We start from the raw sequence: 25891 nt of genomic DNA on the forward strand, positions 1-25891 counted from the left end.
GCCATAGTTGTTATGCAAAACGTTTTCAATGATTCTACAGACGAAATACCAGATACAAACGCAAAAAGTATCAATTATGAGTCTGTAGTTAAAAACCTCTTAGAAGTAGTTTGGAGTATCGACATGTCGGTAGAGCCCTATGAAATTATTTATTTAAACGATCCATTAACCAGAACTCCGGGTGAAATTTATGACAAAGCAGCCTCCACTATTGAGGAATGGCAAAGCACAATTCACCCTGATGACCAAGAGCGAATTCTTGACGAAGTTGTAAATGTTCTTAATGTAGGTAGCGGCAACTATGCGTATAGGGCTTTAAGGGGGAAAGACAACTACCGATATGTTCGTGATAGGGTTAAAGTATTTTATAAAGATGGTAAACCTGTTCGGTTAGATGGCATCACCACTGATATTGATGATATCAGAAGATCCAGAAGAGATTTGGAGTTAAGCCAGCAACGACTTAAAAGCATTGTAGAGGCTTTGCCCGACCCCGTTTTTATTTCAACACAAGATACTGGAAAAGCAATTTTTGCCAACGAGATGCTTTTTGAGGTGTATGGAATGAACCCTGACGAGTTTTTGGGGAAGAAAGTAATTCAGTTTTACCAAAACTTTGAAGGGCGTAAGTCATACCTCGAAACCTTAGTAAAAAACGGATCGGTACAAAACCACGAACTCATGCTCCAGAATAATAAGGGAGCATCATACTGGGTTAGTGCTTCAACAATGCCACTAGAGTTTCAAAACGAGCCTTGTTACATTACTATTCTTCAAGATATTACGGTAAGAAAATCACTTGAAAGGGAGCTAAAGCAAAGTAACGACAGATACCAGCTGGCGGTGGAAGGAACCAATGATGTGATTTGGGAATACGATTTTAAAAAATCTAAATCTTATCTCTCACCTCAATTCTGGGAGGCAATGGATTTAAAGCCTGAAAAAAATCCGCTTGATAAAAATCTGCTAGCAAAATTTATTCATGAAGAGGACAGGTTAGAATTTCTTCAGCTCATTCACAATAAGTTCGAAACCAAAAATGAAGAGCTTGAAGTGGAGACTAGAATGGTAGGAAAAGATGGCCGAATTCTATGGATTTTTATTAAGGCAAAAATACTCTATAGTGAAGGAAAAGGCCTTCCAAAAAGAATTGTAGGCTCGCTTTCTAACATTACTTCACTAAAACAAGCGCAATCGAAACTCAGAGAAAGTGAGGCCAAGTATAAGCTCATTTCTGAAAACTCTAGTGATTGTATTTGTTTACAAACTCCCGATGGAACTTTCATTTTTGTAAGCCCCGCGTCTAAAGATATTATCGGTTATGACGCCACAGAATTAGAAGAGCTTAGACTACGTGAGTTCATCGAAAAAGATGGGCTCATTCAGGTATCGCAAGCCATGCTAAGCGTAATTAATCAAGAGACGAAAATGGCCAGCGTCACCTTCAAAGCCAAGCATAAAAATGGCCATTATGTATGGTTAGAAAGTAGAGGAGGTTTAATTACCGACAATGAGGGAGACCCTTTATATCTGCTTACTTCAACCAGAGATGTAACGGAGCGATTTATTGCGGCTCAAAAATTAAAAGAAAGCCAAGAACGCTACAAGCTCATTACAGAAAACTCGCACGACATAGTTACGCTCATGAATCCAGATGGTGTTTATGACTTTGTGTCGCCTTCGGTGAAAGATATTCTAGGCTACGAAACCCACGAAATGATTGGCCAAAACTCCATGTCATTTATTCACCCCGAAGACCTGCCTGAGGTGGCTAATAGAATGAAAGCTACTATAGATGAAAAATTAAAAGACGAAAAAATTAATTTCAGATTTAGAGACAAACAGAATAACTGGCGTTGGTTAGAAGCACAAGGGGGAGTAATTCTGAATGAGTCAGGTGAAATCATCTTTATTAGAAGCAATAAGCGTGATATAACAGAAAAAGTACTAACAGAACAGAAACTGCATGAAAAAGAAGAACAATACAAACTGGTTTCTGAAAACTCAGGAGATGTTATTGCTTTACAAGACTTTGAAGGCAGAATTTCATTCATCTCACCATCTTTAAAATTCTTACTTGGCTATGAGCAGGACGCCCTTTTGGACACTTTTTATTCTGATTTAATTCATCCTGAAGAACAACCCTTTGTTCAATCGGTTATTAATCAAGTAATTGAAAATAAAAGCAAAAACGTTAAGGTTACCTATAGAATTCAGGCCCAAGATGAAGAATGGGTATGGGTAGAATCATCGTACAGTTCAATAGAAGATTCTAACGGCAACTTCTTATACCTTCAGTCATCTACTCGAGATATTTCTGAAAGAATTAAAGCGCTAGAGAAAGAAAGGCAACTGGGAAAACTGAAGTCGAGTTTCATTTCAATGGCCTCTCATGAATTTAGAACTCCCCTCACAACAATTCAGTCGAGTAACGAGCTCATAAACATGTATTTAGATGCTGACCCTAACCCCAATACCAAACTCAAAAAACATGTTGGCCGAATAAGAACGGAGCTAGAAAGAATGAATTCCTTACTCAAAGATGTATTTACACTTGGTAGATTGGATGTTGGTAAAACAGTAATTAAAAAGGACATTACCTCTTTAACAGGTATTATTAAACAAGTCGTTTTAGAGAACAGCGTTCAGCATAAATCTCGGAATGTACTGGTTAAAATTAAAGGTGAAGAAAGGCAAGTTGAACTCGACAGTCAGCTTATTGGTCATTCACTTTCAAACCTCATTAATAATGCCTTAAAATATTCTGAAAACAGACCCGACCCAGAAGTTATCGTAACTTATAAAAAGGTGGGCATTCGTGTGCAAATCAAAGATTATGGTATCGGAATTCCAGAGAAAGATCAAAAAGGGCTTTTCGAATCCTTTTCGCGCGCCACCAATGTTGGCGACATTGATGGTACAGGGTTAGGCCTTATCATTGTTAAACAGTTTGTAGAAATCCATGGAGGTACGGTTTCATTTGAAAGCGAACTCGGAAAAGGAACTTCCTTCTTTATAGATTTACCTGATGTTTAATTACAGACTTAAAAATAGAAACCAAACTTAACGAGTGGCAAAACACTTTCTTCAGAAACAGCTAGTAAGATGTTGATAGCAGCAAAATTGAACGGGGTAACATAGAATCCACCTCCATAGCCATGGTGAATTTTATTGGATGATTCTCCATCTACCCAAACTCTACCTAAGTCGTTAAACAAGATCATTCCTACTTGGGAAGGCAAATAAAAAGATCTCCAATCGAATAGTTTCACCCTCATTTCCACTTGATGATACAAGCTGCTTTCTCCTGAAAAACGGAAACGTCTATAGCCTCTTAAGGTATTAAAACCATCGAGCTGAGCCGACTGAAAAAACTCATAATCTCCGAATACTTTTTGGTAGCCCATTCTGGTGGCGAATACCGTTCTAGACGGCTCTCGAAAACTCCACCTGAATGAAGCATCGGTTTTAAGCTGGGCACTATTTCCAGAAAAGGAATTAAAACCAGCGTTGTAGTCTAAAACAGCATTAAAATTTAACCCAGTCTTTGGAATAAGCTGACCTAACGTTTCGTTAAAATGAAAACCTAAGGTTCCCCCAGCATAAACTTTTTGTTCAAAAACACTTGCCCCTAAAGGGTCAGTATTAGCAAAATCATTGATAAATCTATCTGAGCTTTCTTCTACTTCTATGGCTCTAAAAGTAGGCCCAAAATTTAGAGAAGCGCCTTTGCCCAAATTCAAAGTGAGAGTTGGTCTTATTGAGTACTCCTCAAATCTGGTACGGTAATACCTCTCTTCAATGTCTTTATCATAAGGCGTTTCGTTACCCATTCCAAAGAAGTTATTCACAAAATTAGGAGCCTTAGCATCAGCCGATAACGCAAAATCCAATTTTCCGAAAGCATCAATTACATCTAAGTCGTAAGAGAATTGATACGAAGAAGTTCCTACGGCATAGTTACCAGAAATCTTATGTTTAGTAGCATAAGGAGACTTTCTGAAACCATCAGTTTTAATAAAGACACCGCCTCCTAAAAACAACCCATCATCTGAATTGTAATTTACAGATACCAAAGGAGCCAACAGGTTAAAATCAAACTCCTGACGATTGTGAGCATTAATATTGGGATCTTTATCTGTTGTTAAATCTCTTGTTTCTGAACTGGTTTCTAGATCAGTTCCACTCTTTGAATCATATACAATTGTCTTTTTTCCGAGGCCTTTCACCTTACTATTGTCAACAATAACATCATCATCGTCTCCAGCAATAATTCTTACTTTAATGCCCTTATTTACATCCCCAGTAATTTCATACCTATCGTTTCCATCAAAACCAAAAAGGCGTATTTCATCTGTTTCCGAGGTTTTAAATGTGCGTTCATAAATGATTTTATCTAGGTTTCCTTTTTTAGAAATTTTATGAACCACAACTTTAGTATGCTCATCATCCAACCTTTCTACTTTAAAGAGTTCTTGTTTGTCACTAGCCAAAATATCTACCTCTTTTGAAATCAACAGGTAATATTCTTTAGCATATTTCTCTAGGTTGTCCCTCCTGTTTTTCAGTTTTCGAATAATCTCCTCTCCGTGTAAATCATAGATTTGATTGGGCCATTGTCTAATCGAAGATTCAATGATTTCATCGGTTAGGGCAGCTTTTAATTCACGTGCCTGTTCAAGCCAATCCTCCATTGAAACTTCAGTCATAAAAATACGGTCGAAGTAGCGAATTCGGTAAGAACCCATACTTGGCATATAATCAATGTCATCGTGAAAACCCCTAAGCGCAGGTTGAGCCCATTTTGAAGACGCTATTTTTTTAAAAATTCCTTCACCTGCAAAAAAGGCTACATCTCTATCTCTTGGAATGGGCTTGTATAGTTTTTCATCATCCTTTTTATCGTACTCTACCCATCTCCATTGGTCATCATGACGGTCCCAATCACCTAACCAAAAATCAAAAAGGCGATTTCGAGCCACAAAAACTTGGTCTACATGGTTGTCGTTATCATTTCTAAGTTTTTCATACAAATCTGGACTGGAGAGTACATCGTCTCCTTCTCCAAAAAAGGGCTCTTCAATATTCTCTTTGTTGGCTCTCTCTTCAAACAATGCCAGCGTATTCGCAAAATCTTGTCTGTGAATTCCAAACCTTGGATCGTCAGGAATATAAACCACTTTGGGGTTGGCATGGAAAATCCCTGCGGCATCGGCAAGTGTGGGAATAATAAAAGGTGCATACGGGTGCGAAGCCGAAATTCCATCCTGAACAATCTCCTTAATAAAGGTTTGGCGAAACTCTTGAGGCAAGGTAAGCGCTGGGTTCTTATCCATCGATCTGAGCACATACTGTTTTCCATCTGCAGCTTCTAACCTAAGCGAAATGGTTTGGTGCCCTCCTCCTCTTTTAATAATTTTTAAACCGCCTTTCTCGCTTCCAATATCAAAAAACGGAACATTAATTTTAGTTGCCCACTCATTTCGATAGTTCTCTCCAAACATTTTTAAATGGAAGTTACTTCGCTCATGATAAAGCTCACTTGCCGCAAAAAGAGTGTCTTTTCCAGCAAAAGATACATTAGCAAAGGATTTTAACAAATCAGCCGGAGCTGGTTTAAAAGGTTTTTCAGAAAGAACTTTACTATATATTTCAGAAGGCTTTTCATTCTCTGGAGTAATAAATTTTAATTCCGTTTTTCCATCTGAATAGTAATCTAAACGACCATAACCCATGGTGTTGGTGGCAAACAAGGCATCTCCTTTTTGCTTTACATGTGCATTATTTTTCGAGCCCGATCCGCTTACTACAAAGTCTATCCCTTCTTTTTTAATATGTTGGAGGGCATGTTCATGACCAGCTACATCAACAATATCTGGATGGTTTTTCATAAGCAAAACCATCGCGTCTCTAAATTGACGGTATACTGGGTGGGCTGTATCTTGAATATTACCAAACCATTTTCTGTATAAAGGATATATAGAGCCCAAAACAGGCAAAGGGATATATAAATTCTTAGTTCTACTAGAGGCCGTTAGAGGGAAAAGGTGATCCTTTAGACTAAAAATACCTCCATGAATTCCATAAGTGTATTTAGGGTGATGCGAAGCTACTATTACCTTTTTATGAGCATTCCTTTTTAGTGCATCTTGAAAATTGGCCATTACATCAACAATAGTAATCGCCTCACAGTCTGAGCCTTCGGCAGGTTTGTCACCGCGGTGTAAAAACCATTGGGTATCTACCACAATCAGTGTGATATTTTCATTTAAATCAACCTCAACGGGGCCAGGGCAACCTCTGGTCGGAACCCAAACATTTTGGCTATCGAGTTTATCTTCCACATATTTCTCTTGAATCTTTAGCCAATCAAAACCATCAGGCCGGCCTTGTGCCCAATCGTGATTGCCAGGTACAAAGAATTTTTTGCCCTGAAAATCCTTAACCGCGTTGATTTGTCCATCAATAGCAATTTCTGCTTCTGGCCTTAGCTTATGCCCTCTAGGTGGCATACCTTGAGGATAGATATTATCGCCTAGAAACAGCACTGCACCACGATCGCCCACTTTATCTAGTTCTATTTTTAGCAAGTCTAGTACCGGGTTTTCACCTGGTTCACCCGCATCGCCAACTAAAAAAACAGAGTAAATGGGCTGTTCTTTTTCCTGAAAACCATATACTGACGTTGCGAATAAAAACAGACTTAAGGTAACTATAACAATGCTTTTCATAGAGCAGTAATACTGTGTAAAAATTAACTGGTTCACTTTTGTTTCATTTTGAAACGATGGATAGTTCCTCCATCTCCCCCCTCATTAGATATAAACAAGTCGCCATTAGGCATAAAGGCAATGCCTTCTGGTTGAGGAAAAAGACTTCTCTTTAAAATACTTAGATTTTTAGGACTTCCGTCATTATTAAAAACAACCAATGCGGAGCCCACCGAGGCAATCATATAAATTTCATTGCTAATGGGGTGAACCGCTATGGCAGATGGGCGAAATTTTGTACTGTTTGAACCCAGTACGCGTTCAAGGTCTTTGTCTTGTAAAACAAACAGAGGTGTTTTCGAGAATTTTTCAGTAGTTAGATTATAGCCATACACTGCTTTTCCTTTTACTTTCACATTGTCAATATCTCCCTTTCCCTTTAGAGCAATCAATAATGTATTACTATTCTTGTCGTACCCCAAGCCTTCAACATCATTTTCAGAAGTAAAGGGAGTGTCAATCGACTCAACAACCCCTTCAATATCAATATTGAACTTATACAGCTTACCATTGCTTTTAATAGCATACATGTTTTTACCTACTAATTCTAAGCCTTCAAAATCTCCATTGCCTTCGAAGCGAATGCGTTGAACTATCTCCCGTTTGTTGAAGTCATAGATATAAACCCTACCCTGTTCGTCATTCAGTGTAGCCAATTGGCTGGGTCCGTAATAACTAAGGGCTGATACCTCTTCTAAAATGGCTGGAAGTCGATAAGTTTCAGAAGGTGATTCGAGGTTATAGGGGAAATCACCCTTATTTTGAGCCCAAGCCGAAGAGGGAAAAGTAAGCAGGTATATAATAATGAATAGAATAGACGTTCGTTTCATGTTCATCCGAACAAAAATAATAGATATATAATTCACCAAAAAAGGTAGTTTTATGTAATCCAAAATGAGCAGATTATATTTAAGGAATGATTGATCAGAATTTGATATTAGAAAAGGTAGCACTGTATGCGAAAGAAGTCTTAGAAAACGACATTCCTTCTGACTTTGTTTATCACGACCTATACCACACCAGTAGGGTAGTTAAGGCCGCAGAAACCATAGGTAAAGAAAGTGGCCTTTCTGATGAAGATCTTGAAATGGTAACCATTGCTGCTTGGTTTCACGATTTAGGCTATAAGTCGGGCTGTATAAAACATGAAAAGGCGAGTGCTAAAATGGCCCGTGAGTTTTTGGTAAAAGAAGGCTACCCCGAAGAGAAAATCCAAAAAGTTGAAGGCTGTATTATGGCTACTCAAATGCCACAAGCTCCAAAAAACTTGGTGGAAGAGGTACTATGCGATGCTGACTTACATCACTTGGCATGCAACGACTACAGTATGATGGCGGAAAAAATGCATACTGAAGTAGAAAAAATTAAAGGACATGAAATAAAATTGGAGGACTGGAATACCATGAACTTCAACTTCTTTAAAGATCATGAGTATTTTACTGAATATGGCAAACAACATTTAGAGCCTATTAAAAAGAAAAACCTCAAGTCAATAAAAAAGAAAAATAAGGGGCAGAATGACAATTACATTAAGAAACTCGAAGAGAAAGTAGAAAAGCTAGAACGAAAAGCAGCCCAAAAACCCGACCGAGGAATTGAAACAATGTTTAGAACTACCTCTAAAAATCATTTAGAGTTGAGCGCTATGGCAGATAACAAGGCCAACATTATGATTTCGGTAAACACCATTATTCTTTCTGTAGTGGTTTCTGTTTTGGTTAGAAAACTATACGAATATCCAAACCTAGTTATTCCAACCATTATGCTAGTGGTGGTATGTTTGTTTACCATAGTGTTTGCCATTCTAGCCACAAGACCCAATGTTTCGTCTGGCGTGTTTACAGACGAAGATGTATTGAACAAAAAAACCAACCTACTCTTCTTTGGTAATTTTCATAAAATGAAACTAGACCGCTACCAATGGGGAATGCGAGAGATGATGAAGGACAGCGAGTATCTATATGGTAGCCTTACCAAAGACATTTACTTTTTAGGGGTCGTACTGGGTAAGAAATATCGCCTGTTGCGAATAGCATACACTATCTTTATGATAGGTTTTGTGCTTTCAATTATTGCGTTTTTATGTGCCATGATGTTTTTCCCGCCTCAAGACACCCCAAGTTTCTATACATTTTAGAAGCTGGTACAAATTAAAAGAAGTCTCAAAATCGAACGAAGGTGACCGAATTTGTACATTATTGAACAAGGAAATTTTGCTTAACTACTTAGTATGAATAAATTAGGCCTTGGCATGTTAATTGGTAAATGCAGAAAGGTCAGAATCTAAATCAACCACAATGATTAAACTAAAAGATGTCGATAAGTTCATCGATTCAAAATACCAAAGAACGTTCATTCTAAAAGGTATCGATCTAGAAATTAAGCAAGGCGAGTTTGTTACTATCATGGGGCCAAGTGGCGCTGGAAAATCCACGGTGATGAATATTATTGGCATGCTTGACGAGCCTTCACAAGGTGAGTACTACTTTTTAGATGAGCCTATTCATAAGATGAAGGAAAGAAAACGATCTGAACTTCATAAACACCATATCGGATTCGTATTTCAGGCTTATCATTTAATTGATGAACTGACAGTTTACGAAAACATCGAAACCCCACTTTTATATAAAGGCGTTAAATCTTCTGAAAGAAAAAGTTTGGTGGCCGAAATGCTAGACCGTTTCCAAATGGTAGCCAAAAAAGATCTTTTCCCAGAACAGCTTTCAGGCGGGCAGCAGCAATTGGTAGGCGTAGCACGTGCGCTAATTGGCCAGCCAAAATTGCTTTTAGCAGATGAACCAACGGGTAATCTTCACTCGGATCAAGCTGAAGAAATTATGAAGCTTTTCCAAAAACTGAACAGCGAAGGAATGACCATTGTGCAGGTGACACACTCCAAAGAAAATGCAGCCTATGGCAAACGAACCATTAATATTGTAGATGGCGCCATTGACACAGATAGCACGCATTAAGATAAAATAATCCAAATTTTGAATTGAGGCTACACTTTCAGTGTGGCCTTTATTTTTTCTAAAAACCCAGATTAAATTTTCACCTTATACAACTGCCACCAAGGTGTACCTGGAGAATCATGATGTTCATAGTGGTAGCCAAAGAAATAACAGTTTAAAAAAGCCCATAAGTGGTTCTTATTTTGGCTTCGCGAAAAGTGCTTATTGTCGGGGGAGTGATGGCCTTTATGGGGTAAATAGGTGCCAAAATAGAAAAGCTGGAAAGTAGAGAGTACCGCTGGTAGCATCCAGAAAACAATTAGGTTTTCCACCGGAAAAAAGAGTTTTAAAATATTGAAGCTAATGGCCATTAGCACAATTTGCTGCCAAGTGATGTACTGTTTTAAAAAGCTGAAATACCAAGGGAAAAAGCCCCCGTTGTGATAATCAGGATCTTTATCCGTAGCCACAAACCTATGATGTTCGTGGTGCTTGGGAAAAAGTTTATGGTAGAAGTTGAAACTGAATAATAAGGCGCTAATCGTGCCTATAAGTTTATTGGTTTGCTTGTTTTTAGAAATGGTGCCGTGCATTCCGTCATGGGCGGTAATGAAAAGCCCTGTGTACAAATGCATTTGAACCAGAATAAGCAGATAAGTGAAAGGAGATGAAAAGTTGATATTCAAATTCAAGCCAAAGGCCAGGCAAACTCCCCAGGTCATAATAATGATTAGCGCGATAATCACCCCAAAATGATTTTTGATGCTATTCATATTACAAAGAAAGGAATAATCAATTAGAGATTCTGCAAGTGTTGCTGAACCTCTTGCATTAGCCACATTGGCGTAGAGGTAGCTCCACAAATACCAACACGCTCATTCTTCCCAAACCATTCAGCTTTCAAATCAGCAACCGAGGAAACAAAGTAAGTATGTGGATTTTGATCTAAACACACATTATAAAGCACCTTTCCGTTTGATGATTTTGTGCCACTCACAAACACAATTCGATCGTAATTCTTGGCAAAATTTCTCAATTCTTTGTCACGGTTTGAAACCTGACGGCAAATGGTATCATTCGTATTTACCGTAATTCCGTTTTCCGCCAGCACCTTATTGATCTCGTAAAAGCTATCGGTGCTTTTTGTGGTTTGGCTGTAAAGGGTTATTTCCTTAGGTAATGTAGTTAAATCAAGTTCTTCTAGATTTTGAAAAACTACAGCTTCTTCATTGGTCTGACCTAAAAGCCCAACTACTTCAGCGTGGCCATGTTTGCCATAGATATAGATATTTTCTTCCTTATCGAAAGAGTTTTTGATTCTATTCTGAAGTTTTAAAACTACAGGGCAAGAAGCATCGATCAATTCAATATTATTTTCTAAAGCTAATTGATATGTAGAAGGCGGTTCGCCATGAGCACGAATCAAGACCGGAGCATTCTTTATTTCCTTGAGCTCGTCATGATTAATAATTTTCAATCCTTTAGACTCAAGTCGTCTAACCTCTTCATCATTATGCACAATATCTCCCAAGCAATAAAGCATACCTGTTTCGTCCAGAATATCTTCGGCCATTTCAATGGCGTATACTACTCCGAAACAGAAGCCTGAACTAGGATCGATTTCTACAGTGAGGTCAAACATGCGGTAACAAACAAGTGTTTAACTATTTTGTTTAAAATTTCTACGATTATCTAAACTCTAATTTTAAACGAAAACTAGAGTACTTTGATTCTATGTTGGAAGTAAGTCATCAGCAGAATACGCATTTTCATGCTGTCTTTTATCCTTATTCTTTCTTGTTTAATGCGCGAAGCTGGTAGCCTTTTTATTTTTCTGAAAAGCTTCAAATAGTATCTATAAGCCAAGTAAACCCCCAATTTAGCTCCTTTGGGTAAACGAAGAATTCCTTCCAGTGCTTCGTCAAAATCCTTTTGAATATCCTGTTCAATCAAGTCTTTTGCGGGTTTGGTGAACTGGTTAAAATCTACACCCGGAAAATAAACCCGCCCTCTTTCTTCGTAATCACTTTTAATGTCTCTTATAAAGTTTACTTTCTGAAAAGCCGCACCAAGCTTTTTAGCAGGCGTCACAAGCGAGTCATAAAGTTCTTGATTGTTTTCGCAGAACACCTTTAAACACATTAATCCCACCACTTCGGCTGAACCATATATATATTGTTCATAGCCCATTTTGTCATATGTGGTTTCTTCCAAGTCCAGCTCCATGCTGTATAGAAATGCTTCAATCAGATCATGGTCAATTTTGTATTGGTGCACCACCAACTGAAACGAATGCAGAACAGGATTAAAGCTTACGCCATCTTCAATCGCCTTGTAGGTTTCCTCTTTGAAACCTCGAAGAAGAGTTCTTTTATCATAATCGTGGAAAGTATCTACAATCTCATCGGCATACCTCACAAAGCCGTAAATGGCGTAAACAGGCATATGGAATTTCTTGTCCAAGGTTTTTATACCTAAAGTAAATGAGGTGCTATAGCGCTGAGTAATCAGCTTACTGCACTCCAACGAGGTTTGGTTGAATAAATCCATCATTATAAGTTACAAAATTTGTTCACCGTTTAGGCAAAAACCTTAAAAATTTCCTTGGCTACCACTTGCCCAGAAATTAAACTTGGTGGAACTCCAGGGCCAGGAACTGTTAGTTGACCGGTGTAAAACAGATTGTTTAACTTTTTGTTTGCCAACTGTGGTTTTAAAATGGCAGTTTGGTTTAATGTATTTGCCAAACCATATGCATTGCCCTTAAAAGCATTGTAATCTTTGACAAAATCCTTATGTGCAAAGGATCGTTTGAATACTATGTTTTCCTTGAAATCGAGTCCCATTCTATCTTTCATTCGTTCCAAAATCAGGTCGAAATAGTGTTCTCTAATTTCTTCGGTATCATCTAAACCTGGGGCCACTGGAATAAGCATGAAAATATTCTCGCAGTCTTCTGGCGCAACGGTGTCATCTGTTTTGGAGGGTGCCGAAATATAAAAAAGCGGTTTCTCAGGCCATTTTGCTTCAGTATAAATATCATGTGCATGCGGCCCAAAGTCTGTATCGAAAAATAAATTGTGATGGAGAAGTCCGTTTAGCTTTTTGTTTACCCCAACATAATATAGGAGTGAACTTGGCGCCATTACGCGTTTGTCCCAGTAAGTCTCATCATAATTTCTAGTCTTACTATCGAGCAAAAGGCTGTCTACATGATGGTAGTCTGCGCCAGCCACCACAACATCAGCCGTAAAATCACCATGGTTTGTACTTACACTAGTGGCCTTCTTTCCTATATAATTGATGGAAGTTACTTCGTGATTGGTAAGAATTTCAACCCCTTTTTCTTTAGCCAAACTTTCCAGCGCTTCGATGATTTTATACATTCCACCTTTAGGATACCAAGTTCCTAATGCCATATCCGCATAGTTCATTAGGCTGTACATGGCCGGAGTATTTTCTGGAAGGGCTCCCAAGAACAGCACTGGAAACTCCATTAGCTGAATAAGTCTTTCGTTCTTAAAAAACTTACGAACGTGATTAGCCATTGATTGAAAGATTTGAAGCCTCACAGCGTCAATGGCTAGTTTTGGGTTTGCAAACTCAAGTACGGAACGGCTAGGTTTATAAACGAATTTATTAATCCCTACTTCATACTTATACTCGGCTATTTTCAGAAATTTTCTGAGTTGCTCTCCTGCACCAGGTTCTATTGAGTCAAATAATTTTTCCAACTCCCGCATGTTGGCAGGTATGGGCATAAAATCATTTCTTCCATGGATTACTTGATAAGAAGGGTCAAGCCTTATGAGCTCGTAATAATCGGCAGTGGTTTTTCCAAACTGATTGAAGAAGGATTCGAAAACATCGGGCATCCAATACCAGCTTGGTCCCATATCAAAAGTAAAGCCCGACTCGGAAAATTGTCGGGCTCGTCCTCCTATAGAAGCATTTTTTTCTAATATCTGAACTTTAAATCCTTTATCGGCTAGGCATATGGCTGCTGAAAAACCAGCAAATCCAGAACCTATAACTACCACATTGCCTTTTGTCATAGAACTTATAAATTAACGCACTTTATAAGTTCTTAATTTATCCTTTAATAGCTTTCTAGCAATGTGAATCCTATTTTTTACTGTTCCAATTGGAATTTGTTCTCTATCAGCAATCTCTTGATACTTAAATCCTCTGAAGTACATCATGAAAGGAGTTTTATAAACGTCATCAAGCTGATTGATGGAGTCATTAATATCAGAAAGGGCAAAATCACCATATGCATTGTTTTCAACTCTTGTTCCTGAAGTATTGATAAAGTGAAGATTATCAGTCGTATCAATGAAAGTACCTCTTCTCATCATTTTCTGATAATTGGTGATAAAGGTATTTTTCATAATAGTATATAACCAAGCTTTGAGGTTTGTTCCTTCCGAAAACTTCTCTCTATTCTTATAAGCTTTCATTAGGGTTTCTTGAAGCAAATCATTTGCATCTTCTGAATCTCTAGTAAGTTTTAAAGCAAAAGGTTTTAGTGACTTAGTCATTAGTCCGATCTCATGGTTGTACTCAAGAACTGTCATGGCCATTTTTTTATTTTGTTGAACAAATATCAATAAAAGTTAAACAAAACTCAAACAAAAACCGTGAAGTTTTTCAAAAAGCATATAAATAAAAAGCCCATAACCAACCGAATCCAAGCCATTTAATAGCCTGAAAGCGCTAGATGTGAGTTTTGCTTCTAATTAATGAAGTGAAAAAATTATTCTTTCAGAAAAGGAAGGTTTTTAGAAAACCAGCTGTTATTGTAGAGAAAATTACCCTTATGTGGTGGCGACTGTGGAATTTTCTTCCACAAAATCAATCAGGTCGTTGAGGCCAGAAAGGGTAGTAACGTTATTTGGTAGTTCAAGATCTTGACCAACCACCTGTCTTCCGCTCACTAAAATTTCTGAATCGGGAAAAAGATTTGATAGTTCTTTGATGTATTCTGTAGGAGTCGAATCTTGAGGTTTACCCGTAAGTACAGTGATGAGATATTCGGGTTCATAAATTTCATGAGCCATCTTTAAATCAGTAATGGGTAATGTTTGCCCAAGGTATATTACTCTTCCTCCCCTAGACTTAATCAGGTAGTTTGCGAAAAGCAATATAAGCTCATGAAGTTCGCCCTCTGGTAAAAACAACATGTATTTTTTTGCCGAACTATCTACATTGGTTTGCTGACCATCAATAGCAACCATGATTTTCTGCCGCACTAAATGACTAATAAAGTGCTCTTGAGCTGGGTTAATGGCATCTGTAAGCCACATTACACCAATTTTTGATAAAAACGGAATTACCAAATTCATCATGGTTCGCTCAAACCCATGCTTAAGTGTATTTGCATTTATAATTTTCTCGAAGCGCTCTTCATCTAAATCAATCATACACAAAGTGAGTGCGTAAATTTGATCTGCGAAATTGGTACTGTTGTCGGAAATATTGATAATGGCCTCATTCAATTGTTCCCGAGTCATTTCGGCAATCTTCGATATCTTAATGCCATTATCTTTCAACAACGACACATTGAGAATAAGCTTCAGGTCGTCTTGATCATAAAACCTAATATTGGTTTCTGTTCTCTTTGGGTTAATGAGGTTATAGCGCTGTTCCCAAATACGCAACGTATGGGCCTTAATACCTGATAAATGCTCTAAATCTTTGATTGAATAATTCGCCACGGCTAACTTTCTCCTTCCTCCTTAAAATACTTTTTAGGCACCAAAAACAAACCAAACGACACTGAATCGTCCTTTTCTTTTGATTTATGATGCGCCCTATGTGCCCTTGTAATTGCTTTTAAATATTTAGACTTTGGTCGACCAAGAAGCTTTAATCTTTTGTGAATGAGTACATCGTGTAAAACAAAGTAAAGCATTCCGTACAAACTGATTCCGCAACCTAACCAAAACCTGTAATCCAAATTTTCAACTCCTAAGAAGATCAGCACTACGGCCGCCCCTCCAAAAAGAAGTGTGAAAAGGTCATTTAATTCGAAATAACCTTTAGTGTGTTGGTGATGCGTTTTGTGAATCTTCCATAAAACCCCATGCATGATGTACTTGTGAATCCACCATGAGAAGGTTTCCATTAGAACGAAACCCGCCACTAACCACAACACAGCTTTAATCATCAGCGGCATAACTTAATGTTTGATGCTTTGTTCAACAAAAATTCAAATTAGGTTAAGACTTACGAAAAACGCCATTTCTATAATAAGAAGCTTTATTGCAAGCGGATTGTTTTTAGAAAAGTCCAATTTTTGAAAAATTACATGAAGAAAGAAAGAAATTAGATACCAACTTAAATAGTTGCGGAGTGGGATATCGGAGCCTACCCACTGCCAAAAATCATAACGGATGGCCACTGGCTCAATCAGTAGATCAAGTATCACCATCATTCCCGCTCCAACAGCGCTCCGAACCCAAAAGTTACTGGAGAGTCTGTTGCTGGCGATTCCAGTAATATAAATAAGTATTACCCAGTTCAGGCCAATAGTAAGAGGTACAGCAAATACTTTAAAACCTAAAGTTGGACCATAAGCATACTCACCAAAGATGGCTCCTGTTTTAACGCCTGCCACTTCAATAAAAAACCCGAATAGAAAGGTGAAAATAATGAAGATGAAGTATTTGAGATTCTTACCTTCTTCAAAATGAAAAATAATAGCGGCTGTAAGCAATAGGTTAAAAGGTGTAAGCGACTGAAAAAGCACTCTACTTTCTTCAAAATATAAACCCAATACCCCAGCCGTATGCATGGCTATAAGTAAAACAAAAGCAATACGTTGATTTTGACGACCAGTTGAGAGAAGTTGTTTTAACATGATTTTGAAAAACTTGATGAACCGCTTATTGTTTTAGGGTTCAAGCAGATTGTTTTAGATTTGCAGTAAATCTAATATTTATGATCTTATACAACGTTACCGTAGCAATTGAAAAAACTGTAGAGGAAGATTGGAAAGTGTGGATGCGCGATATTCATATTCCCGAAGTAATGGCTACAGGTGCTTTTGTTGAGTATAAATTTTTTAAAGTGATGAGAGAAGAAGAAGACTCTTCGTCTTATAGCATTCAATATTTTGCTGAAAACCACAGCAAGCTTCAAACTTACCTTGGCCAACATGCGCCCGGCCTTCAGCAAAAAGCAGGAGAAGCCTTTCCTGGCAAATTCGCAGCCTTTAGAACTTTGCTTCAGGCAGTTGAGTGATTTCAGACATGAAGGTTAATGTAAAAGTGAAATTCCTTTTTTTAGCATTACTTCTAACCGGATGCTCAAAGCCAAGTCATAATTATAAAATTATTGCTCTTTTGGGCTGTGAAAGTATAGACTCTATTCAAGACTTAGAGTTATCGTTAAAGAACAATAATGAAACCTTCCAAGAGCTCAAAGTTAAAGTCATAAGAGATACATTAAGTGCTGATTGTGGCTATCTACTTCAAAAAGAGGACAAAGAGCATAAAATAAAAAGTGTGCTAACCGATATTGACCTTATGTTTGAGCTGAAGGCATTTTTTAACTAAAAAGACTTGAATCACTTCATCTACCCCATCTTATACTCCTGAATCTGCTTCAACTCTAGCTTACAATTGATCCATTCTTCGTCTAAGTTAGCTCCTAGTTTTTTGTAGAAGTTAATGGCGGGTTCGTTCCAGTCGAGCACTTGCCACATTACTTGACGGGCATCTACATCCTTGGCTTCTTGAACAATAGCATCTAAAAGCTTTTTACCTATACCCGCTCCTCTTTTTTCTTTTCTCACCACCAAGTCTTCAAGAAAAATGGCTTTTCCTTTCCAAGTAGAGTAACGGTAGTAAAAGATGGCTGTACCCTCAATCTTACCATCTGCTTCGGCCACGAAGAATTCAAAAATGGGCTTTTCGCCAAAGGCATCTTCTGTCATTCTTTCTACAGAGTTTTCTACTTCGTGAAGTGCCTTTTCGTATTCTGCCAATTCTTTAACCAATTCAAAAACTTGGGCTAAATCCTTTGCTGTTCCTTTTCTGATGGTAATGCTCATGGTGGGTATGTAAAAGAAATGAGGCCTAAGCCCCATTGTATTCAAATTAAATTTTATCGAAGCCAGTATATGGCACTAAAACTTCTGGAATATTGATTCCGTCTGGTGTTTGGTTGTTCTCTAAAATGGCCGCTATAATTCTCGGTAAAGCCAAGGCACTTCCATTTAGCGTATGTAACAACTGGATCTTCTTATTCTCGTCTTTGTATCTCAATTTTAATCTGTTGGCTTGGAAAGTCTCGAAATTACTTACAGAGCTTACTTCCAACCACTTTTCTTGCGCAGCAGAATACACTTCAAAATCAAAGGTAAGGGCAGAAGTAAAGCCAATGTCTCCACCGCAAAGCCTTAAAATTCGGTATTGCAGCCCAAGCTTTTCAAGCAAACTCGCCACGTGATTACACATGTCATCCAGCGCTTTGTAAGAATCTTCCGCCTTGCATACTTGAACAATTTCTACTTTATCAAACTGATGCAATCTATTCAAACCACGAACGTGTGCTCCCCAGCTTCCAGCCTCTCTTCTAAAACAAGGCGTAAAACCCGTGTGCTTAATTGGTAGCTGGTCTTCACTTACAATTACATCTCTATACAAGTTAGTAATTGGCACTTCGGCAGTAGGAATAAGATACAAATTCTCATTCCCCACATGGTACATTTGCCCTTCCTTATCTGGCAACTGCCCCGTAGCATAACCCGAAGCCTCATTTACCATAATTGGAGGTTGTACTTCAGAAAAGCCTGCGGCTACGGCTTCGTCTAAGAAGAAGTTGACTAAAGAGCGCTGCAAACGAGCGCCCTTCCCTTTGTACACCGGAAATCCAGCGCCAGTGATTTTAATACCTAGGTCAAAGTCAATAATGTCGTACTGTTTGATCAAATCCCAATGCGGAACTGCGCCTGCATGAAGCTTAGGAGCTTCACCAACCGTTTTCACAACTTCATTGTCCTCGTCTGTATTTCCTGATGGAACCGAAGGATGAGGCACATTTGGAATTGTATACAACAAAGCTAGAAGTTCCTTTTCTACTTGATCCTTCGCTTCTGCCAATTCTTTGCTGGCAGACTTCAGCTCGGCAGTTTTACTTTTAATGGCTTCGGCCTCTTCGCGTTTTCCGGCCTTCATTAAGCCACCAATTTCTTTGGCTAGTGCATTTGCTTCTGCCAAATTGGAGTCGAGGCTTTGTTGCGATGATTTACGTTTTTCATCAAGCGCGATGGCCTGATCCAAAACTTGTTCAACATTAGGGAAATTACGTTTTTTCAATCCCTCAATTACCCTTTCTTTCTCCGTTACAATTTGGCTGATTTGCAGCATAACTTAATATTCGTTTATAGCGGCAAAGTAAATCAATTCCTACAAAAAAGAGGGTGTAAAACCAGCTAACTATATCCTTTTTGTTAAAATTACCGTTGAATGTTTGATAAGTAGACGGAGATGCTCTATACTTGCGTGTTCCTAGGATGAGAGTGATCTTTTTCTGCACATCATCTCTTGAATTACTCAAATAATTATTTCATTAATTTTAATTAACTCCCACCCATTCGGATAAGGGATTCCCCCAAAGTATAAATCTATGTACACCATTGAAGAATTGAAGCTAATGCTGCTTTCAGAACTGAAAGAAATTGCAGAAGCGATGAGCTTGAAGAACTACAAAAAGCTCGGAAAACAAGAACTTATTTACGCCATTCTCGATCAACAAGCTCGAACTCCAGACGAAGCTTTACCAAAAAAAGCAGCCGTTAAGAAGGAAGAAACTACTAAAGAAGAAGCTCCTAAAGAAAAAACTGAAAGAGCCGAGCGTCCAAAAAGAAGAGTACAACGTGAAAACGTAACTGAAGTAAAAGCAGAAGATTCGGCCAAAAAGGATGACTCTACTGACGAAAAACAAGCTGAAGCAAAAGAGAATAAACCACGAGAGGCAAGAGCGCCAAGACCACGTCCAGAAAGAAAGGATGCGCAACCAAAATCTTCTGAAAACGAAGACAGCGAGCAGCAAGAAAAAGGTGATCAGCAAGAAGGCGAAGCAAGAGATTCAAAGCCAGAAAGAAGAAATAACGACCGTAGAGAAAACGGTGATCGCAGAGATAACCGAAAAAACAACAAACAGCAATACAATCAGAGTATCAAGGATTTTGACGGCTTAATTGAAAGCGAAGGTGTTTTGGAGATTATGCAAGATGGCTACGGCTTCTTAAGATCTTCAGATTACAACTACTTGGCTAGCCCTGATGATATTTATGTATCGCCTTCTCAAATCAAATTATTTGGTTTAAAAACAGGAGATACTGTAAAAGGCCAAATCAGACCTCCGAAAGAAGGTGAAAAATATTTCGCTCTGTTAAGAGTAGAGTCTGTAAATGGAAAAACTACCGAGGAAATTCGTGATAGAGTTCCTTTCGAATACTTAACTCCTCTTTTCCCTGAAGAGAAAATCAATTTAAGTACTAAGCCAAGCCTTACTTCAACCCGAATTTTGGACATGTTTGCTCCAATTGGTAAAGGCCAAAGAGGTATGATTGTGGCGCAGCCTAAAACAGGTAAAACAGTTTTATTAAAGGAAATTGCTAACGCGATTGCTGAAAACCATCCTGAGATTTATCTGATCATTTTATTGATTGATGAAAGACCTGAAGAGGTTACGGATATGGCCAGAAGCGTAAAAGCCGAGGTAGTATCTTCTACTTTCGATGAGCAAGCCGACAGGCACGTAAAGGTTTCTAACATCGTGTTAGAGAAAGCAAAAAGAATGGTAGAGTGTGGTCATGACGTAGTAATCCTTTTGGACTCAATTACGCGTTTGGCCAGAGCTTATAACACCGTTGTGCCTTCTTCTGGTAAAATTCTTTCTGGTGGTGTTGATGCCAATGCACTTCACAGACCGAAAAGATTCTTTGGTGCTGCAAGAAATGTAGAAAACGGAGGTTCGCTTTCAATTATCGCTACTGCCTTGATCGAAACAGGTTCTAAAATGGACGAAGTAATCTTTGAAGAATTCAAAGGTACGGGTAACATGGAACTACAACTGGATAGAAAACTGGCCAACAAGCGTGTTTATCCTGCTATCGATGTTCCTGCTTCTGGTACAAGAAGAGAAGATCTATTGATGAGCAAAGAGGAATTACAACGTGTTTGGATTTTGAGAAAATTCATGTCGGACATGAACTCAATAGAAGCCATGGAATTCTTATTAGACAGAATGAAAGGAACGAAAGACAACGAAGAGTTCTTGATTTCTATGAACGGATAATTCTTCCAAGTCGAAAAATTAAAAGCGATTATCGAAAGATGGTCGCTTTTTTTGTTTCACTGCTTTCTACATAAAGACTTTTTTGAAGTAAATGAGAGGAAGAACTAAATTATTATAGCAAATTGGTCTGAGATTAAATTCATCAATCTACCTACCTCAACATATCTCTAATCTTCTTTTCGCAAACCGATAATAGCAATAATGCTACAACTAGAAATTCTAAAAAAGCATACTAGTTTTGTTTGGGGTATAATTCTGCTTTTACTCCTTCATTCGAGTTTCGCTTTACATGCCCAAGAGGTAGTCACAATCGATTCACCTTTATTTGATTTTTCGGTCAATAAAGGGAAATCACTACTCGTTTTTGAGGATACTACTGAAGCACTCACCATAAATGATATTATTGAAAACCCACCATTCAATAATCAAGTAACTGGTCCAAATAATATCACTGGGGTTTACTGGATCAAACTAAGCCTACAAAACACTACAGGTAATGATTTAGAAATTATTGCCGAAGGCTTTAAATCGATCAACAGTCAGCTCTATCAGGTATTAGAAAATGGAGAAATTTTTACGGCTCCATATGGATCGTTTCAAAAAAAGTCAGGCCTTAACCCTGGCGATAGTCGGGCGCATGTTTCGTTTATTCTGAAGCAGGGAATTACTCAAGACATTTACTTTAGAGTTCATGGCAGAGCTTTCAAGGGCAACTTTATGGATAGCAAAACCTTCCGCACCAAAAAAACACAGGCTCAAGTGCAGGATTTATTATTCTATGGTGCTTGCCTAATTTTCGTGATTTACTCACTCATACAATTTGGAGTTTATCGATACATGCCATATTTATGGCTGGCAATGTTCGCACTAGGAATGGGCATGTATGCCTTCTCTGTGCAAAACTACTTTGTAGACTGGATTCTACCCAACGCTCCAAAAACCGGACTCAACTTTACCATGCCTTGGTCTCAGTTTGGCCTTTTAGGAATGTTGCTTTTAGCCATTAGCTTTCTTGAGTTAAAAAGAAAATTTCCTTTTTGGTATAAAGTATTTATTGGCCTGATTATTCTGACAGTTTTACGCACTGCAGTCGGTGTGGTGCTTACGGCAGTATACCAAAATTATGGACTCATGACCGACATGAGTATTAAGCTGCTTATGATTGACATTGCTTTATTTCATTTCATGCTTTTTGCCCTTTGGAAAAAGGTAGAAAAAAGCAGAAAGGTGTTTTTAGTGGGTTTAATCATTTTCGGGTTAACTCTTATAATTGCTTCACTAACATGGAAGTACATTTTTGTATCTAAGTCAGTTGTGCTTTTATACACTAGCTCTTTGGGCTCTTTAGCGCAGGTACTTATTTTTTCTATTGCCATTGGAATTAGGATGAGACAACACGAGAAAGAAAAAAACTTGGCACTGAATAGGCTGAACATTGTTCTGAATGAACAGAATAAAAAAATTGAGAAAGAGGTAACTGAAAGAACAAAAGAAATAGAAGATCAGAAAATAGTTTTACAAGAACGAAATGAACGAATAGAAACCCTTTTCAAAGAAATTCACCATAGAGTAAAAAACAACTTACAACTGATTTCAAGTTTGCTCAACATGCAACAAGAATGGAGCGGAACAGAAGACTCTGCCAAAGCTATTGAAGAAAGTAGAAGTAGAGTTGTGGCCATGTCGATGATTCATCAGTTTTTGTATCGAACAGACGATATCGCTACTATTGATTTTAGAGATTATGTAATTGAGTTGGCGGAAAAAATCAATTCCATTCAGGCTGAAAAAATCGACTACCACCTTTCGGTAGACTTTGACTGCCATCCGAATTTTGATTTAGACACCTCAATTTCACTCGGTTTAATTTTAAATGAGTTGTTAACCAATTCTTATAAACATGCTATCAGCAAAAATAATCGCCTAGAAATTCTGCTTAAACTTCACTTTAGAAAGGATGGAATGTTTAACTTAACATGTCAGGACAATGGAGCTCCTTTGCCTCTTCCTTTTGAGCAAATGGCAAAAAAAGGTTTTGGCCTTAAGTTAGCTTCTCGACTAACAAAGCAATTACATGGAAGCCTTAGTTATAGCTATAACTCGGGAAATACTTTTACGATTGTATTTGCTGATGAGAAAAAGAGAATGACACTTGTTGATTAAGATATCATGAAGAAGCGGATACTAGTTGTAGATGATGAAGTGATTATTGCAGATGACCTTTGCAGTACTTTAAATAAACTTGGTTATGATGCCTTGGAACCAGCCCTTTCTTATAAACAAGCCGTAGAAGTATTGGCAAACGAGTCAATAGACATGGCTATTCTAGATATTAATTTAGGAGGAAGAAAAACAGGAATGGATGTAGCCGAATATATTCAAGAGCATTTAAATATTCCTTTTATTTATCTTTCATCACATACTGATTCTAAAACTTTAGAGTTAGCCAAAAACACAATGCCCTATGCTTATTTGGTTAAACCGTATGGTGCAACGGACGTAATGACGGCTATTGAAATAGCTTTTAACAACCAAAAACGCTATTCTGAAACTAAGACAACAGCAGATTCAGAACATATTGGTAACTTAACAGCAATGGAAAAAGTGGTAATTAGAAAAATAGCTGAAAACCTTTCTACAAAAGAAATTGCCGAGCAACTCTGCGTTAGTGAAAGCACCATTAAGAATCACCGACACAATATCTGTGTAAAGTTAGATTTGCCATCAGGAACCCACTCACTTCTCAAATGGGTAATGGAGAATAATAAGTATATTCAATAATTATGACCTCTCCATTCCACAGTTATTTTATCCGTCATATTACGATCATTACCATATTTATACTGATACCATTAGGTCTTCTTGCTCAAGATAGGCCAAAAGCAAAAATAGACAGTTTAGAGCAGGTTATTGCTCAAACCAAGTCGGAAGACAGCCTAAGCCAATTATTTACTGCCCAAATTGAGTTAGCTAAGGAAATGGAAGACTTTGCTAAACTGGCTGAAATAGAGCTTAAACTTGCCAAGGTTTCAAGCTACGATGGAATTGAAATGCAAAGACATGCTCAAAATGCACTAAACTACTTTCGTGCTCAACAAGATACAACGAACATAATTGACGCTACTTATCAGTTAGCTTATTCAAAACAACTTCAAAACGACTATGACAGCACCCTTCTTTTTGCCAAAGAAGTGGTTCATTTAGCCGAAAAATCACAAAATACAGTATCTCTTATTAGTGGGCGATTGATGTTATCGTCCGTGCATAATCATTTGGGTCAATACCCAGAATCATTACAAGAATTGAATAAGAGTAAGATTTTGGCAGAAAATACCCCAGATAACAAATCAGTAATTACGGACATCCTGAACAGAGAGTCGTTTATATATTATTCGTTGGGTGAATATGATGAGAGTGCTGATAGGATCAGCCAGATTATTGAAATATTAAAACCAGAAGGAGATGCAAGGAGATTAAACATTTGGTCGAATAATTTAGCAAGCGTTTATTCCCTTTGTAACTGCGTTTCCTTTGATAAAAGGAAGGCCGTGATTAAGGAATCAATCAACTACGCGAAACAAGCCAATTTCACCTATGGCAAAGCCTTCGCCTATAAACATTTGGCCGATACTTATAGAGATGCAAGTCAGTATGACAGCACCAAATATTATTTAGAACAGATAGAAGTATTACTTCCTGAAATCAACAAACCCGATTTTACCGGATTGGTGAGTGTGGCGCAAGGCTCGTATTGGAGTTACGTAGGTAACGACCCAAGGGCCATTCCCTACTTTATAAAAGGCTACAATATTTGGAAATCACTGGGCAAGAAAAAAGACCAGATGGATATTGCATGGATTTTAAATGACTTATATCAAAAGCAAAAAGACTACGCTAACGCTCATAAATACCTCAATACATATGTGGCATTAAAAGACTCTTTATTTAGCGAAGAGAAGATCAGAGAAGTTAAAGAGCTTGAGTTAGCATACGATTTCAGACAAAAACAGATGACCGACAGCCTCAAGAATGCCGAACGCCTTTTAATGTCAGAATATGAGACCACGCTTCAGAAACGGTCAAAACGGATGATTCTATTCGTGGGAGTTGCTATCCTCATTGTGGCCATAATCATTTATTATGGCTTTATTAAACAAAAAAAACTAAGTCAGTTGCTTCAAGTTAAAAGCGACCAAGTAGAAAGCGAACTTCATCAAAAAGAGCTGCTTCTAACAGAAATTCATCATAGAGTAAAAAATAACTTTCAGATCCTTTCTAGCTTATTAGAGTTACAAGCAAAAGGAGTGGATGACCAAGCTACAAAGGATTTAATATCAGAAGGGAAAAGCAGAGTAAGATCAATGGCGCTCATCCATAATCAACTTTATGATAATGACAGTCTAACTATCCAGTTGGCTGGGTATCTTCAAAACCTTATCAGTGAAATTCAGAAATCTTTTGAGGGGCAAGCTTCCGAGATTGAAATGGATGTAGATCCTAATTACACGCTCGACATCGACAATATGGTTCCCCTTGGACTCATTGCAAACGAGCTTGTCACCAATGCTTTTAAATATGCTACGAAAGGCGGCAACCAATTAAAGTTAGAAGTAAGCCTTTACGAAAAGGATGGACAGAGCGTGTTCGTTTTCAAAGATAACGGACCAGGATTGCCTTCAAGTTTTGATGTGAAAACAGCAAAAAGTACGGGGATTTGGCTCATTAGTCGTTTGGCGCTCCAGCTACACGGCCACTATGAATACGAATATGATAACGGTGCGGTATTTAAAATTTACTTTACACAAAGTGAGTTTGTAAACGCTTAAAAAAGGATTCCTCAATTATTTAGTCACAATATAA

The 25891-nt window shown here is 38.0% G+C and carries 21 protein-coding genes; 9 read left to right on the forward strand and 12 right to left on the reverse strand.

What is annotated here, in order from left to right; translation table 11 throughout:
• The first annotated feature begins 12 nt into the window (after nt 1-12).
• Nucleotides 13-3036: a PAS domain-containing protein gene (locus MB14_RS02180; RefSeq protein WP_062588242.1), complete on the forward strand. Its 3024-nt coding sequence runs from the start codon at nt 13-15 to the stop codon at nt 3034-3036.
• Between the two features lie 8 nt (nt 3037-3044).
• Here MB14_RS02180 and MB14_RS02185 read toward each other — a convergent pair whose 3' ends face one another.
• A complete protein-coding gene (locus MB14_RS02185; RefSeq protein WP_062588245.1) occupies nt 3045-6731 on the reverse strand; it encodes a metallophosphoesterase in 3687 nt (1228 codons plus the stop codon).
• Nucleotides 6732-6763: 32 nt separating this feature from the next.
• Nucleotides 6764-7600 (reverse strand): SdiA-regulated domain-containing protein, encoded by an 837-nt coding sequence (locus tag MB14_RS02190; RefSeq protein ID WP_157716531.1) that lies wholly within the window; start codon nt 7598-7600, stop codon nt 6764-6766.
• A gap of 86 nt (nt 7601-7686) precedes the next feature.
• On the opposite strand from MB14_RS02190, the gene MB14_RS02195 reads away from it, so the two are divergent.
• A complete protein-coding gene (locus tag MB14_RS02195) occupies nt 7687-8907 on the forward strand; it encodes a Pycsar system effector family protein (protein WP_062588249.1) in 1221 nt (406 codons plus the stop codon).
• Between the two features lie 160 nt (nt 8908-9067).
• On the forward strand, nt 9068-9742 hold the full coding sequence (locus tag MB14_RS02200; protein ID WP_062588252.1) for an ABC transporter ATP-binding protein: 675 nt from the start codon (nt 9068-9070) through the stop codon (nt 9740-9742).
• Nucleotides 9743-9813: 71 nt separating this feature from the next.
• Here MB14_RS02200 and MB14_RS02205 read toward each other — a convergent pair whose 3' ends face one another.
• From MB14_RS02205 to MB14_RS02240, 8 genes are all read right to left on the reverse strand, one after another.
• Nucleotides 9814-10494 carry a fatty acid desaturase gene (locus tag MB14_RS02205; RefSeq protein WP_062588254.1) on the reverse strand — a complete coding sequence of 227 codons (681 nt, stop codon included), beginning with the start codon at nt 10492-10494 and terminating at the stop codon, nt 9814-9816.
• Between the two features lie 23 nt (nt 10495-10517).
• Nucleotides 10518-11363 carry a 4-hydroxy-3-methylbut-2-enyl diphosphate reductase gene (locus MB14_RS02210; protein WP_062588256.1) on the reverse strand — a complete coding sequence of 282 codons (846 nt, stop codon included), beginning with the start codon at nt 11361-11363 and terminating at the stop codon, nt 10518-10520.
• 74 nt (nt 11364-11437) lie between these two features.
• Nucleotides 11438-12274: a phytoene/squalene synthase family protein gene (locus tag MB14_RS02215; protein WP_062588258.1), complete on the reverse strand. Its 837-nt coding sequence runs from the start codon at nt 12272-12274 to the stop codon at nt 11438-11440.
• Between the two features lie 26 nt (nt 12275-12300).
• Complete coding sequence (crtID, locus tag MB14_RS02220) at nt 12301-13776, reverse strand: bifunctional phytoene desaturase/3,4-desaturase (RefSeq protein ID WP_062588260.1); 1476 nt, start codon at nt 13774-13776, stop codon at nt 12301-12303.
• A 12-nt stretch (nt 13777-13788) separates the two neighbouring features.
• Complete coding sequence (locus tag MB14_RS02225) at nt 13789-14298, reverse strand: RNA polymerase sigma factor (protein ID WP_062589003.1); 510 nt, start codon at nt 14296-14298, stop codon at nt 13789-13791.
• 240 nt (nt 14299-14538) lie between these two features.
• The gene (locus MB14_RS02230; RefSeq protein ID WP_062588262.1) at nt 14539-15438 is read right to left on the reverse strand and encodes a MerR family transcriptional regulator; all 900 of its coding nucleotides are present in this window, start codon (nt 15436-15438) and stop codon (nt 14539-14541) included.
• Nucleotides 15439-15440: 2 nt separating this feature from the next.
• Entirely contained in the window at nt 15441-15890 is a 450-nt protein-coding gene (locus tag MB14_RS02235) for a sterol desaturase family protein (protein WP_062589005.1), read from the reverse strand.
• A 42-nt stretch (nt 15891-15932) separates the two neighbouring features.
• The gene (locus tag MB14_RS02240; RefSeq protein WP_062588264.1) at nt 15933-16583 is read right to left on the reverse strand and encodes a carotenoid biosynthesis protein; all 651 of its coding nucleotides are present in this window, start codon (nt 16581-16583) and stop codon (nt 15933-15935) included.
• 80 nt (nt 16584-16663) lie between these two features.
• Here MB14_RS02240 and MB14_RS02245 point away from each other — a divergent pair, with 80 nt between their 5' ends.
• On the forward strand, nt 16664-16966 hold the full coding sequence (locus MB14_RS02245) for a DUF4286 family protein (RefSeq protein WP_062588266.1): 303 nt from the start codon (nt 16664-16666) through the stop codon (nt 16964-16966).
• Between the two features lie 8 nt (nt 16967-16974).
• Nucleotides 16975-17280: a hypothetical protein gene (locus MB14_RS02250; protein WP_062588268.1), complete on the forward strand. Its 306-nt coding sequence runs from the start codon at nt 16975-16977 to the stop codon at nt 17278-17280.
• Between the two features lie 20 nt (nt 17281-17300).
• On the opposite strand, the gene MB14_RS02255 is transcribed toward MB14_RS02250, so the two are convergent.
• Nucleotides 17301-17777 carry a GNAT family N-acetyltransferase gene (locus MB14_RS02255; protein ID WP_062589007.1) on the reverse strand — a complete coding sequence of 159 codons (477 nt, stop codon included), beginning with the start codon at nt 17775-17777 and terminating at the stop codon, nt 17301-17303.
• Nucleotides 17778-17823: 46 nt separating this feature from the next.
• The gene (serS, locus tag MB14_RS02260; protein ID WP_062588270.1) at nt 17824-19095 is read right to left on the reverse strand and encodes a serine--tRNA ligase; all 1272 of its coding nucleotides are present in this window, start codon (nt 19093-19095) and stop codon (nt 17824-17826) included.
• 259 nt (nt 19096-19354) lie between these two features.
• On the opposite strand from serS, the gene rho reads away from it, so the two are divergent.
• From rho to MB14_RS02280, 4 genes are all read left to right on the forward strand, one after another.
• Entirely contained in the window at nt 19355-21031 is a 1677-nt protein-coding gene (rho, locus tag MB14_RS02265) for a transcription termination factor Rho (protein ID WP_062588272.1), read from the forward strand.
• A gap of 201 nt (nt 21032-21232) precedes the next feature.
• On the forward strand, nt 21233-23194 hold the full coding sequence (locus MB14_RS02270; RefSeq protein ID WP_062588274.1) for a histidine kinase dimerization/phosphoacceptor domain -containing protein: 1962 nt from the start codon (nt 21233-21235) through the stop codon (nt 23192-23194).
• Between the two features lie 6 nt (nt 23195-23200).
• Complete coding sequence (locus MB14_RS02275) at nt 23201-23812, forward strand: response regulator transcription factor (RefSeq protein WP_062588277.1); 612 nt, start codon at nt 23201-23203, stop codon at nt 23810-23812.
• Nucleotides 23813-23814: 2 nt separating this feature from the next.
• The gene (locus MB14_RS02280; RefSeq protein WP_062588279.1) at nt 23815-25857 is read left to right on the forward strand and encodes a sensor histidine kinase; all 2043 of its coding nucleotides are present in this window, start codon (nt 23815-23817) and stop codon (nt 25855-25857) included.
• The last annotated feature ends 34 nt before the right edge of the window (nt 25858-25891 follow it).

Origin of the sequence: Roseivirga ehrenbergii, from assembly GCF_001593005.1 — a bacterium.
GTDB lineage: Bacteria > Bacteroidota > Bacteroidia > Cytophagales > Cyclobacteriaceae > Roseivirga > Roseivirga ehrenbergii.